This window comes from Acinetobacter sp. CAU_H_60, assembly GCF_058599385.1.
In genome coordinates this window covers 2,353,042-2,365,204 of record NZ_CM178653.1, presented here as the reverse complement: position 1 = coordinate 2,365,204, position 12,163 = coordinate 2,353,042, and the positions used below count along the sequence as shown (strand labels likewise).

The 12,163-nt window shown below is 41.5% G+C and carries 16 protein-coding genes; 12 read left to right on the top strand and 4 right to left on the bottom strand.

Annotated features, from left to right (window positions below):
- Window positions 1-118: 118 nt before the first annotated feature.
- The 4 genes from upp (at window position 119) to AC4MBN_RS11115 (ending at window position 2,574) form a co-directional block, all read left to right on the top strand.
- Window positions 119-754, top strand: a complete 636-nt coding sequence (gene upp, locus AC4MBN_RS11130; RefSeq protein WP_491880218.1) for a uracil phosphoribosyltransferase — start codon at window positions 119-121, stop codon at window positions 752-754.
- 85 nt (window positions 755-839) lie between these two features.
- Window positions 840-1,133: a cold shock domain-containing protein gene (locus tag AC4MBN_RS11125; RefSeq protein WP_491880217.1), complete on the top strand. Its 294-nt coding sequence runs from the start codon at window positions 840-842 to the stop codon at window positions 1,131-1,133.
- A gap of 207 nt (window positions 1,134-1,340) precedes the next feature.
- The gene (locus AC4MBN_RS11120; RefSeq protein ID WP_491880216.1) at window positions 1,341-1,706 is read left to right on the top strand and encodes a hypothetical protein; all 366 of its coding nucleotides are present in this window, start codon (window positions 1,341-1,343) and stop codon (window positions 1,704-1,706) included.
- A gap of 136 nt (window positions 1,707-1,842) precedes the next feature.
- Window positions 1,843-2,574 carry a cold shock domain-containing protein gene (locus AC4MBN_RS11115; protein ID WP_491880215.1) on the top strand — a complete coding sequence of 244 codons (732 nt, stop codon included), beginning with the start codon at window positions 1,843-1,845 and terminating at the stop codon, window positions 2,572-2,574.
- Window positions 2,575-2,616: 42 nt separating this feature from the next.
- On the opposite strand, the gene gigC is transcribed toward AC4MBN_RS11115, so the two are convergent.
- Window positions 2,617-3,495: a LysR family transcriptional regulator GigC gene (gene gigC / locus AC4MBN_RS11110; protein ID WP_180138928.1), complete on the bottom strand. Its 879-nt coding sequence runs from the start codon at window positions 3,493-3,495 to the stop codon at window positions 2,617-2,619.
- A gap of 85 nt (window positions 3,496-3,580) precedes the next feature.
- Between gigC and AC4MBN_RS11105 the strand changes: the two genes are divergently transcribed.
- Window positions 3,581-4,342, top strand: a complete 762-nt coding sequence (locus AC4MBN_RS11105) for a ferredoxin--NADP reductase (RefSeq protein ID WP_491880214.1) — start codon at window positions 3,581-3,583, stop codon at window positions 4,340-4,342.
- A gap of 312 nt (window positions 4,343-4,654) precedes the next feature.
- On the opposite strand, the gene AC4MBN_RS11100 is transcribed toward AC4MBN_RS11105, so the two are convergent.
- Window positions 4,655-5,077, bottom strand: a complete 423-nt coding sequence (locus AC4MBN_RS11100; protein ID WP_005237048.1) for a hypothetical protein — start codon at window positions 5,075-5,077, stop codon at window positions 4,655-4,657.
- A 407-nt stretch (window positions 5,078-5,484) separates the two neighbouring features.
- On the opposite strand from AC4MBN_RS11100, the gene AC4MBN_RS11095 reads away from it, so the two are divergent.
- The 4 genes from AC4MBN_RS11095 to AC4MBN_RS11080 all read left to right on the top strand — a co-directional run bounded on the left by AC4MBN_RS11095 (window position 5,485) and on the right by AC4MBN_RS11080 (window position 8,389).
- A complete protein-coding gene (locus AC4MBN_RS11095) occupies window positions 5,485-5,838 on the top strand; it encodes a hypothetical protein (protein WP_208462530.1) in 354 nt (117 codons plus the stop codon).
- 198 nt (window positions 5,839-6,036) lie between these two features.
- Window positions 6,037-7,872, top strand: coding sequence for a mechanosensitive ion channel (locus tag AC4MBN_RS11090; protein WP_491880213.1), 1,836 nt, complete (start codon window positions 6,037-6,039; stop codon window positions 7,870-7,872).
- Between the two features lie 67 nt (window positions 7,873-7,939).
- On the top strand, window positions 7,940-8,107 hold the full coding sequence (locus tag AC4MBN_RS11085; RefSeq protein ID WP_180070695.1) for a hypothetical protein: 168 nt from the start codon (window positions 7,940-7,942) through the stop codon (window positions 8,105-8,107).
- 129 nt (window positions 8,108-8,236) lie between these two features.
- Window positions 8,237-8,389 (top strand): hypothetical protein, encoded by a 153-nt coding sequence (locus tag AC4MBN_RS11080; protein WP_419364614.1) that lies wholly within the window; start codon window positions 8,237-8,239, stop codon window positions 8,387-8,389.
- 34 nt (window positions 8,390-8,423) lie between these two features.
- On the opposite strand, the gene AC4MBN_RS11075 is transcribed toward AC4MBN_RS11080, so the two are convergent.
- Window positions 8,424-9,623, bottom strand: coding sequence for a BaiN/RdsA family NAD(P)/FAD-dependent oxidoreductase (locus AC4MBN_RS11075; protein WP_419374737.1), 1,200 nt, complete (start codon window positions 9,621-9,623; stop codon window positions 8,424-8,426).
- A gap of 188 nt (window positions 9,624-9,811) precedes the next feature.
- On the opposite strand from AC4MBN_RS11075, the gene AC4MBN_RS11070 reads away from it, so the two are divergent.
- Window positions 9,812-10,135: a DUF4870 family protein gene (locus AC4MBN_RS11070; RefSeq protein WP_286713247.1), complete on the top strand. Its 324-nt coding sequence runs from the start codon at window positions 9,812-9,814 to the stop codon at window positions 10,133-10,135.
- Window positions 10,136-10,159: 24 nt separating this feature from the next.
- On the opposite strand, the gene AC4MBN_RS11065 is transcribed toward AC4MBN_RS11070, so the two are convergent.
- Window positions 10,160-11,020: a 1-aminocyclopropane-1-carboxylate deaminase/D-cysteine desulfhydrase gene (locus AC4MBN_RS11065; RefSeq protein WP_491880212.1), complete on the bottom strand. Its 861-nt coding sequence runs from the start codon at window positions 11,018-11,020 to the stop codon at window positions 10,160-10,162.
- Window positions 11,021-11,198: 178 nt separating this feature from the next.
- On the opposite strand from AC4MBN_RS11065, the gene AC4MBN_RS11060 reads away from it, so the two are divergent.
- Window positions 11,199-11,381: an NF038215 family lipoprotein gene (locus AC4MBN_RS11060; protein ID WP_491880211.1), complete on the top strand. Its 183-nt coding sequence runs from the start codon at window positions 11,199-11,201 to the stop codon at window positions 11,379-11,381.
- 102 nt (window positions 11,382-11,483) lie between these two features.
- Complete coding sequence (locus AC4MBN_RS11055; protein ID WP_491880210.1) at window positions 11,484-12,107, top strand: LysE family translocator; 624 nt, start codon at window positions 11,484-11,486, stop codon at window positions 12,105-12,107.
- Window positions 12,108-12,163: the final 56 nt, after the last annotated feature.

Sequence of the window (12,163 nt, the reverse complement as noted above, 5' to 3'; positions counted from 1 at the left end):
CGCAAGTTTGAAGTTATTACAAAAAAGCCTCCACGATTGGGGGCTTTTTTAGTTAAACAAATCCGGAAAAGTCTTTATAATAGCGGAAATTTATCTTTAACCTTCTAGGTGTTCTCCCGTGGCAATCCATGAAATCCGTCATCCTTTAATTCGACATAAACTCGGTTTACTGCGTCGTGCTGACATTAGTACCAAGAACTTCCGTGAGCTTGCTCAGGAAGTGACTATGCTTTTGACTTATGAAGCGACCAAGGATCTTCCTGTCGTTGAACATGAGATTGATGGCTGGAACGGACCGGTGGCTGTAGACCGTATTGCAGGTAAGAAAATTACTGTTGTGCCAATTCTACGTGCAGGTATTGGTATGCTGGATGGTTTCCTGAATCTGATTCCAAGTGCCAAAGTTTCTGTACTGGGCCTGGAACGTGATGAAGAAACCCTACAGGCACGTACTTACTATAAAAAACTGGTTCCAGATGTACAAAACCGTCTTGCTATGATCATTGATCCAATGCTGGCGACTGGCTCTTCTCTGGTAGCTGCGATTGACGTATTGAAAGCTAGCGGCTGTAAAGATATTCGTGTGATGGTATTGGTTGCTGCACCTGAAGGGATTAAGCGTGTTGAAGAAGCTCATCCAGATGTGGTGATTTTCACTGCGGCGATTGATCATGGCTTGAATGAAAATGGTTACATCGTTCCAGGTTTGGGCGATGCGGGTGACAAGATTTTTGGTTCAGTTCAAAAAGACTAATATTTTTGAAAATGAACAGAAAAGGGGCTTTTACAGCCTCTTTTTTATATACTGAATACTGACAGATACAGAGTAGGGGACGTTTATGACTTCCGAGCAATACCAAGGAAAAGTAAAACAGTACAATCCAGAAAAAGGATTTGGTTTTATTTCTTCACCTGAAGGTGAGGTATTTTTTCATATCTCGGATTTCCCTGCCGATTCAGGTGAACCGAAGCGCAACGACCGGGTAAAATTCAATGTGGTTCAAAATGGTGATCGCTATAAAGCCATTAAAATTGAACGTGTAGAAGATAAATCGAAGAAAGTCAAAAAAGCCAAAGCAGTAGCAGTCAATACTTCGATTACATCAGCACTATTGTCGAATTTAAAGCGTTAATTTTTGCTTGGAAAAAACATACAAAAGGAGGCTCTAGAGCCTCTTTTTTATTTGAGTTATAAGTTTATGTAAGTTGTAGGAATCTTGTGTAATCAGAACCTTATAGAATGTTGTGAAAACAATAAAATACCCACCAAAGTTCAACAATATCCTTTAATCCCTTCCATATAAACTACGCATCTGTTGAATGATCTAGGGACACATATCATGTTTACAGATGGAAGAATTAAAACCTATGATGCTGTACGTGGGACTGGGAGTATTGAACTGTCAAATAATGCACAGGAGCTTAATTTTCAGTTAGATCAATTACCTTCACCTGAAATAGCACCTCAAGTCGGAGAACGACTTAAATTTAGAATAATCGAAGAGCAGAATACGATTCAATTGGACAATATGGTACGTCTAGATATCAAGCATCAAGAAGAGTTCGTCTCTGAAGTGGTTGCACTGCCATCTCTAGCTTCTACTTCTACAATAGTCAATCCGGTACGCAATACTATTTTCTTTAGTCCCACACTCTGGTTGATTCTGGTAACAGCGATTGGATTTATGATTTTTGGAGAAATTTAAGTTAGGTTCTCATTTACTAAGATATTTGTCTCATCATTCAAATAAGAAAAAGCATCTTACGGTGCTTTTTTTATTTTTAGAATTTTCATCAGTTTTTGAATACAATAATTAAAAATATCAAACAATAGAGTGAATTATGTTTTTAGAGGGGAAGATCAAGACCTATAACGAAGAACGAGGTTTTGGTTTTATTGAGATAGCTGGTGAGTCAAAAGATTTATTCTTCCACATTAAAGACTTCCCAAATAAGAACGTGCCACCAAAAGTTGGGGAAAGTTTAAAGTTTCTCAAAGTACAGGATGCAGGCAAGTTTAAAGCAGACAATATTGTGCGTTTAGATATCTCATATCAAAAGACACCTTCAAAAATTGTTAGTCAACATAATGATCTTCAGATCGAAAGAGCACTACCTTACCGTCAGCCTAAAAAGTCAGTTTTATCGAAATTGATTACAGGTATGGGCTTGGTCATTATCGTGATACTTGCTGTATTAGTTTATGGAAAATACCAAAACTATAAAATACAAAAGCAACAGCAACTTGAGCATTTAATGCAAGAACAAAAAAGGCTTGTTTCAGAACAACGTGCTGCTTTAGGTGACTTACCTGAACAAGGCCTCAGTGAACAAGGGAGGAGGAATTTAGAGGCATCAACAAATACTTCTATTAGAAGTACTGCCTCATCCACTTTAGTGTCTTCACCTTATCAATGTGATGGTAGAACCCATTGTAGCCAGATGCGCTCTTATGATGAAGCGGTATTCTTTTTGCGAAATTGCCCGGGTACTCAGATGGATGGAAATCATGACGGTGTTCCATGTGAAAGACAGTTTAGGGAAGAAATTAGTAAGAGACATTTATTCAGGTAATAAAAAAGCGCCCTTAGGCGCTTTTTTTATTTCAACAAAATTTTAAGCTTCACAGAATTTCATAAAGGCTTTGAGGCCTGGACCTTGATATTTCTGGCGGTGTACCAGCATAAATAAAGGACGGGTGAGTGACCAGAATGGAGTATCCAGAATCACCAGTTGGCCTTTTTCCTGCAAAGGTTCAATCGCCAGCTTGGAAATACAAGACATCCCTAGACCACCTGCCACAATCTTCAGAATCGCTTCATTATGGCCTAGAGTCAGACGGATATTGGCGTCGGGTACATCTTTCAAGATGGCATTATCAAAGACTTCACGAGTCCCTGAACCTTCTTCACGTAAAATCCATTCAACCGATTTAAAATCTTCAGCAGTGAGCGGACGGTTTAGCTGAGCCAGAGGATGATCCGGCGCACAGCACACTGCAAGTTCATCATCGCGCCAATGAATACATTGCAGTTGTGGTAAATGACAAGAACCTTCAATCAGGGCCAAATCTAACTGGAACTGATTTACGGCTTCGATCATTTGACGGGTATTGCCGACCTGCAGTTGCAAGTGAGCCTGTGGCTGGATTTTCAGGAAATCCGCCATCAGGTCTGGCATCAGATAGTCGGAAATGGTCAGCGTCGCACCGAGACGAAGGTCAATGCTTTGTAGTTCACCTTTGGCTGCCTGCTCGAAAGCTTCACAGCGGCCAAGGATTTCAAGAGCTTGCGGGAGAAGAAAACGACCTAAGTCATTGAGCTGTAAACGCTTACCAAGACGGTCGAATAAAGGCGCGCCAAGACCATCTTCTAAATCTGCTAAAGCCATACTCGCCGCACTTTGGGTGAGTTTGACTGCATCACTGGCTTTGGTGACGGTGCCTTCTTGAGCAACTGCTACAAAAACAGCCAACTGGCGTAAAGTCATGCGCATGAATAGAGCCTTAACATTTAAAAAATATTAATAAATTATGCTGTCATGCTACCATGAGCATAGTCTTTGATGCCACGTTTGAATCATGTCTATTGAAAAATTTAGCTTAGAAAAGGTTTTATCTGTACACCGTTGGACCAATACGCTGTTTAGTTTCACCATGACCAGACCTGCGCATTTCAAGTTTACGGCAGGACAGTTTGCGCGTATTGGCTTGAAAGTGGGGGATGAACTGGTTGTTCGGGCATATTCAGTCGTGTCATCACCATTTGATGAAACGCTGGAATTTTTTTCAATCGTTGTTCCTGAAGGGAAATTTACTTCGAATTTACAACATCTTAAAGTAGGCGATGAACTCTACTTAGAGAAAATTCCCTATGGTTATCTGACTTTGGCACGTTATCAATTGCCATTACCACAAGATTTATGGCTGCTTGGCACAGGTACAGGTTTGGCACCATTTTTATGCATGCTGCAAGACTTTGAAACTTGGAATAAATATAAACATATTAATCTGGTTTATAGCGTCCGTACTCAAGACGAACTAGCCTATGTTGACCGTATTCAGGAAATTGCCGAGACCTTTGGCGAAGGTCATACAGGTTTTAAATTTATTCCAATCATTACCCGTGATCCTGAAGCAGCACTTCACCATCGTTTACCGATCTTGATTGAGAATAGGGAACTTGAACGGGCAGCAGGACTTCAGCTTAATCCTGAAACCAGTCATGTGATGCTCTGTGGTAATCCGGAAATGGTCGAAGATACCAAAGAAGCGCTAAAAGCACGTGGCCTGACCATGAACCGCCGTGGTGAAGGAAATATTGCGGTAGAGAATTATTGGTAATTCCTTCAGAGTTCCTCCCTTTCTAAAAGGGAGGTTAGGAGGGATTGAAGTTAGATTATTTGTCAGTTCTTGAATCCTCCCCAACCCCTCCTTTGCAAAGGAGGGGCTTTTACCTCTCTCTTGCGCAGCAGTGCTGCTCATCGCTTAAAAGGAAAGGGAGTTACATCCTTCTTTAAATTAGAAATGGATTAAAACTGAAAATATTTTCAAGTTAAAAAGAATCCCCCTAAATCTCCCTTTGTTAAAGGGGGACTTTTATTTTTTTAGGTACAAAAAAACATCCGTCATGGAGGTTTTTTTCATACTGTCATATTAGTGAACAAACATATCCATAAAGTCACGAATTTCCTGAATGGCAGTATCTGTATCGGTCGTTAACCAGGTCGGCTCAAAGAAACCGGCATAATGTTCGATTCGATCCGCAGGCACAACTAAACGTACCGGACAATCTTCTTCCAGTAGGCGCCATGGAATAATCGGAACGTCATTATCTAGCCAGGCCGCCACATTTCGTACATCAATGACCATGGCATTAATGCAGTCTGGAAAAGGCATCACCGACATTTCTTCAGTACGGCGGCGGAAATATTCCAGATCTTGCCAGCGTAGCATAAAGCTCGGTTTGCTAAATTCAATGATTCCAATCAGATGCTGATCACGAGTGTAGTGCAAAGCACATTGATGTGTGACGTCAGTGTCAAGATCCAGCGATACACTCTGTTGACGATACGCCATAAAACTCGGGTGCATGAAAAATAAGGTGGATAATTATAACGTATTTTGTGCAAAGTAGCAGGTATATTGAAAAACGGTATTTTTACAGCATGTTTTAGCCCACTTAAAATGTGCTTAAAATTTAATAAAATCATAGTGGTATATTATTTATTTTATAGACGATTTAATTCCTGATAAATCAGCTAAAAACCGCCAGCATCAACTGTCTGGGAAGAGAGTTTCTAACCATAAAAGCATAGTATATTCAGGCCAGAAAATACCTCTTTTTGAAACTAATACCAAGTTCATCAGACTCATACATATAACTTACATCCATTCACTATCTCACCATCTTTTGTCACAGAAGCTGTGATAACTGCTTGTTATGATAAAAATCTACTTATGAATAAGAAAGAGTGAGAATGGTCATGGTTGATGATTTTAATAAAAAACCACCTTTGCATGATCAGGCAGCAATCACGCAGAAGAAGCGCATTCCTGTCTATATCCTGATTTTGGTCGGTATCTTTTTACTGGCAGTCCTGTTCTATATGTTTGCAGATGTGAAGCCAGATGCGCCTGCAACCCAGCCTAATACACCAGTACCAGCGACTGAAGCCCCTGCCAATAATGCTAGTCCGGCGGCTACTCCAGGCGGTGAAAGCAATGAAGCAATGGCTACCGCAGATGATGCGATGACAGAAGCAACAGCCACTGTAGGCGAAATGTCACAAGATACAGCAGAAGCCACTGCAACTGATGCTCAACAGGCCACCCAATAACTGGAATTGTTAAAAAAAGCTCTGGTTCATGACTAGGGTTTTTTTGCAATAGGTGGTGATGTTTTTCAAAGTTCTGTATCTCCAGGCAAGCTAAGCACAGGAAGTCTAAGCTTTATAAGCAATCGGAAAGAGCTGAAGATTTCAAAAATAAGCTCGTGAATTCAGATAAATAGCGTAATAACAAAGAGGGCAGAAAACATGAATGATTATATGAGAGGCCCACGTGGTGGCTATGATGCCATGTACTACTGGGATCAGTTTCATCCAATTCTTAGTGCAATTGCCATATTAGTCCTAGGTTGGATTATTGCATTACTCGTCTCGGCAGGTGTTAAAAAAATCTTGCAAAAACTAGGGACCAATACACACTTAAATGCAGCGACAGGACATCGCTCTAATGTCGAGAGTATTATCGCTCGTGTTGTGTTCTGGATTATTCTGATTATTGCGGTCATCGGTGCGCTTAACGTACTGAATCTGACAGCAGTGAGCGGACCGTTCAGTAATATGATCCAGCAGGTCCTGCTCTTTATTCCACAATTGCTGGCGGCTGTTGCTGTGGCCTTTGTTGGGTGGATTGTGGCGAATCTGGTCAAAGTCGGCTTGCAAAAAATGCTTGATCGCACCCAGCTGGATGAAAAGCTGAGTGCTGAAGTCGGTGTCAGCCCGATTAGCCAAAATATCAGTGAAATTGTTTACTGGCTGATTTTACTGCTGTTCTTGCCAATTGTCTTGTCGATTCTAGGTCTACATGGTTTATTACTGCCTGTGCAGAACATGCTGACGGATGTCGTAAGTTATCTGCCTAATATCTTCATTGCTGCAGTTATTGTATTTGTCGGATACATTCTGGCAAAAATCGTTCGCGGTATAGTTGAAGGTTTGCTCAACAGCCTGAATATTCAACATCAAGCTGAAAAAGTCGGCATTTTCAAAAACTCGAATGTCGCTCAACTGATTGGTTCATTCATCTTCGCAGTCGTAATTATTACGTCATTAATCATTGCATTTGAAGCACTGGGTATCGAAGCAATTTCTCAACCAGCAACTGCAATGCTGTATGAGATCATGAATGCCATTCCAAATATCATTGCAGCTGCACTGATTCTGATTCTGGCTTATGTGGTGTCTAGACTGGTAGCACGTCTGGTGACTGAAGTCGTTGCCGGAACAGGCGTGGATGAGGTTCCAGCCAAACTGGATCTGCAACGCTTCCTGGGCAAAACCAAACTATCAAGCCTCGTGGGTTACCTGATTGTACTGTTCACCATGCTATTTGCAGTTTCTGAAGCTGCGGACCGTTTAGGCTTTGAACAGGTGAGTGGCCTGATCGCGATGTTCATCTACTTCGGTGCAAACATCCTGCTAGGTGCTGTGATCCTGGTGATCGGCTTCTGGCTGGCCAATGTAGTTGCCAACATTGTGCAACGTGGTGAATACAACAGTTCACGCTGGTTAGCGAACCTGGTTCGTGTACTGATCATGGGTCTGGTCATTGCGATGGGTCTACGTGCCATGGGCATCGCTGACTCGATTGTGAATCTGGCCTTCGGTTTAACTCTGGGTGCGGTTGCAGTGGCATTTGCCTTGGCCTTTGGTCTCGGTGGCCGTCAACCAGCAGAACGTGTGCTGACTGATTTGATCGATAAAGCTAAACGAGAAGCTAAAGAACCAAATCCTTTAAAAAATGAAACCAATATCATGACTTCAGGCTTAGGTGCTGATGTCAGTGGTACTACAGGTGCAGGCAGTTCAACGACAGGAGAAAATATTGTGCCGAATCAAGATCAATCACAAGATGACAATACGCTGATGCGTACCAATTTATCCAATAGTACGCCAGCAACATTGACCACTGCACCACAGGATGATGAAGCTTCAGGTGTAGATCAGGTGACACCAGATGTCGATCAGGCTGTACCGGATTCGCTTCAAGTTGATCCAACTCATCCACCAGCGAATAATCCATTTGGTTCTACAGGTGAAGAAGAACCGGATGTCGATAGTCATCCAAAAAAAGATGACCCGAATTAACCTGTTTTATTTAAACAAAATCGGCCACGCTTGAGTGGTCGATTTTTTTAATCCTGAGGAAATCTGAATGAATGCCAAGAAACCGAATAATCTGCTAGCACCCTTAGTGATAGCAGGCATTACCATTGGCTTTTTCACGGCTGCTTATCGATTTGTCTTTGTGAAAAGCAAACAGGATGAGCAGGCTGAAAAAGAGCTAGATAAGAAAATACCTGATTCAGACGAATTTAACTAAGCCAGAACACTGCTCAGTCACTACACATAGAATTTCTTTTTTAAAAAATATAGAATATTCAAGTGAATACTAAAATGATTTTGGTATTTTTCTTGCATTAAAAATATAAAGAAAAAGGAGATCAATAAGATGTGGAAAACATTGCAGCATAAATTCATGGCGCCTATGGCAGATCAAGTACCCTTACATCTGCAGGAAGCGGCTCAGAAAATGCAACTGACGATTGACCGTTTAGAAAATACGGCCAATCTCAGCCTGTTTAAAACGGATTATCTGGAATAAGCGTAGTATTTTCTTTTCCTAGATCATCTTTGTATTAAACATATTCCGATGCGGCATGTGCTGATGACCATGCCCATTGGAAGTTAAAACCTCCCAAATGACCAGTCACATCCAGTATCTCACCCACAAAATACAAGCCTTTCTGCTTTTTGCTTTCCATTGTTTTAGATGAAACTTCGGTTGTATCTACGCCGCCCAAAGTCACCTCGGCTGTACGGTAACCTTCAGTTCCAGAAGGCTTCAGTTCAAAGCCACTTAAACGTTTGGCAATCTGTTCCAGCTTGTCATCACTAATATTGCCAATAGATGTTTCAGCCACTTCAGGCCAGATCAGATTCTGTAATTCTAGTACTACGCTCTTCGGTAAATGTTCGGTCAATAGTGTACGTAGCAAAACCTTAGGTTGGCTCTGTTTTTTAGCTTTAAAGAAATCAAACAGGTCGATACTTGGTAAGAAATTGACCTTAAAGCTTTGGCCAACATCCCAGTAATTTGACAGTTGTAGCGAGCTAGGACCGCTCAGACCACGATGGGTAAACAGCAGAGCTTCAGTAAAACTGTTTAAATCATTAGACAGCGTGGCTTCGACTGCATTACCGCTCAGACGGGTGGTGATTTCCTTGAAACTATCCGAGAAAGTAAACGGCACCAGACCGGCACGGGTTGGATAGACATGATGTCCAAACTGTTTGGCTATCTCATAGCCGATACCTGAACCGCCTAAGGTTGGAATAGACAGGCCACCTGAAGCAACCACAACCGATTCCACTTCAAAATATCCTAAAGAAGTGGCTACCTGAAATCCTTGATCGTCCACAGTATTGACGGCTTTCACTTCGCAATTAGTTTTGATCTCGACCAGACCGGTCTTGTCGCATTCGGACAGCAACATCGCCAGAATTTCTTTGGCACCATTTAAGGTAAATAGCTGTCCATGTTTACGTTCTTCATACTCGATGCCATATTCGCAGACCAAGCCAATAAAATCCCAATTGGTATAGCGGCTCAGTGCTGAAATCACAAAATGCGGATTGTGCGAGATGAAATTTTCAGGTTCGACATAGAGGTTGGTGAAATTGCATTTGCCACCACCGGACATCAGGATTTTCTTACCCACCTTATTGGCTTTTTCAACGACTACGACTTTACGACCACGTTGTGCTGCCATATAGGCCGTCATTAAACCTGATGCACCTGCACCTATGACCAAAACATCGTATTGCTGAACAGACATGACACACTCAAGGGAGAAGAAAGGGGAGCATTATAGACAATTTTATTTCAGCTTTGTCTATTCCTGAAAGGGGCTGCCCGAATTACAACATGTTAGCGAATATTTATCATAAATAATTTGAAGCAGCAGGCGGATTCATGCATAGTTTTGTCATGCCTAAAAAATAATCACAATGAAAGGAATAATTTATGACGGATACGGCAGCATACAAACAATATAATCTGATCAGCTATATTCTTCATCTACTGGGTTTTTTCCTGGGAATAACCCCATTAATCGCTATTATCATGAATTATATTAAACGTGATGAAATGCGGGGCACCTGGCTGGAAAGTCATGTGGACTGGCAGATTAAAACCTTCTGGTTTAGCTTGCTGGGTTATATTCTGGGTGGGCTGCTCACCGTGATTCTGATCGGTTTTGTGATTATTTTTCTTGTCTTTGTCTGGCATGTCTATCGACTGGTGAAAGGGCTAATTGCATTAAATGAAAATAATCCGATAGGCACTTAAGTTTCGATCAGAACTTTAAGCGATTTAAATATTTCGACCTTGTAGTCCACCAGTATGCAGGATCAGCAGTTTTGTTTCTGCTGGAAAATAGCCTTTTTCAATCAGGTCAGAAATTCCCAGCAGCATTTTTCCCGTATAAATCTGCTCTAAAGGAATATCATATTCAGCTTCAAATTGCTGTATAAACTGAATCAGTTCAGGAGTGGTTTTGGCATAGCCACCGCAACAATAATCATCGAGAATGGACCAGTTTCTTTTCGTGGTCAGCTTAGCCACATCCTCATTCAGGAAATCGCCTTTTAAGGCAGAAAATCCTACTACCTGTTGCTGAGGCTGGCTGGCTTCAATCAAACCTGTAATCGTGCCACCGGTACCCACTGCACAGCAGATCACGTCAAACTGTGCATCGCCGTCCTTTAGAATCTCCTGACATCCCCGAATCGCCAATGTATTAGTACCACCTTCAGGAATGATGTAATGTGCAGGAAACTTGTGTGCTAACGCTTCTAGATAATCAGCGTCCTGTTTACGTCGATATTCTTCACGACTCACAAAATGCAATTGCATGCCGAATTGTTGTGCCAACGCTAAAGTAGGGTTTAAGGGCCGATGGGCCAGTTCCTCACCCCGAATAATGCCGACACTCTCAAAGCCAAACTGCTGTGCTGCAAACGCCGTTGCGGCAATATGATTGGAATAAGCGCCACCAAAAGTCAGCAGCTTTTTAAAGCCAAGTTGCTGTGCTTCCAGAAAATTGTATTTCAGTTTAAAAAACTTGTTGCCTGATATTTGTGGATGCACCAGATCCAGACGGCGTATGGTTACAAACCTGTCTCTCAGCCAGATGCGCAGGTCTGGAATATGCTGGGCAATTTTTTCAAACATGGTATTTTCATAAGCTAAGAATGAGCAAATTATAGCGAAATAGAATCAGCAGGATGGCAGAATCATGCATTCTTGATACTGAGAATAAAGTTTTGTAGATTGTCACAATACATATGCTGAAAATTTAAACAAATTTGCTAATCTGAATCCTATAAGGAACTTAGAGGAGGATAGAATAATGAAAATACTATCCTGTACGATTTTAAGTGTATTGCTCTTAGGCTTATCTGGCTGTGATGATCCGCTGAATAAACCTAAAACTGATTCACGAAGCATGATCATTGGCGGAGTACCGGTGCATGACCATGATTATAAGATGCTTGATTCATCCCTCACCGCTCAAGACCAATTGAAGAAATAGCAGGATTTCGCACGAATATTGCATCATTTGCGTAGAAATATTAAAGCAAAATAAATTATTTTTACTTAAAATAAGCCATTCATTTTAAGTTTGGATGGTCACGTGGAATCATTTTGGATTTTAGGTTCAATTGCCTTTGCACTCATGTTAGGTGCAATGAGCCCAGGACCGACTTCTATTTATGTAGCAAAAAATTCAATTGCGATCTCACGTAAACATGGCCTATTTACAGCTTTAGGTACCGGAACAGGGGCGGCTATTTTTGGTCTGCTGGCAGTTCTAGGTTTGCAGGCATTCTTGCTGGCGGTGCCATCTGCCTATCTGGCGCTTAAAGTTTGTGGTGGTTTATATCTGCTCTGGTTGGCTTTTAAAATTATCAAGCATGCCAAAGAACCGATCGATGCAGGCGATGACAGTCAAACTCAGATGTCCTTACGTCGTGCTTATATGACAGGTTTGATTACCCAATTATCTAACCCAAAAATTGCCATTGTATTGGCCAGTATTTTTACTGCTCTTTTACCAAAAGAAATTCCAACTTACTTTTACTTTGTATTGCCGGTTTTATGTTTCTTTATTGATGCGGGCTGGTGTTCACTGGTGGCCGTTGCACTTTCTGCTGAAAAGCCACGTCGAGTATATTTGAAGTTTAAAGCTGGCTTTGACCGTGCAGCAGGGGCGGTTATGACCGTACTTGGCTTAAAGCTGATTTTTGGGATGAAGTAATTTTCTAATTATCTCAAACAATTAAAGAAGCCCCGATGATTCGGGGCTTTTTTTAT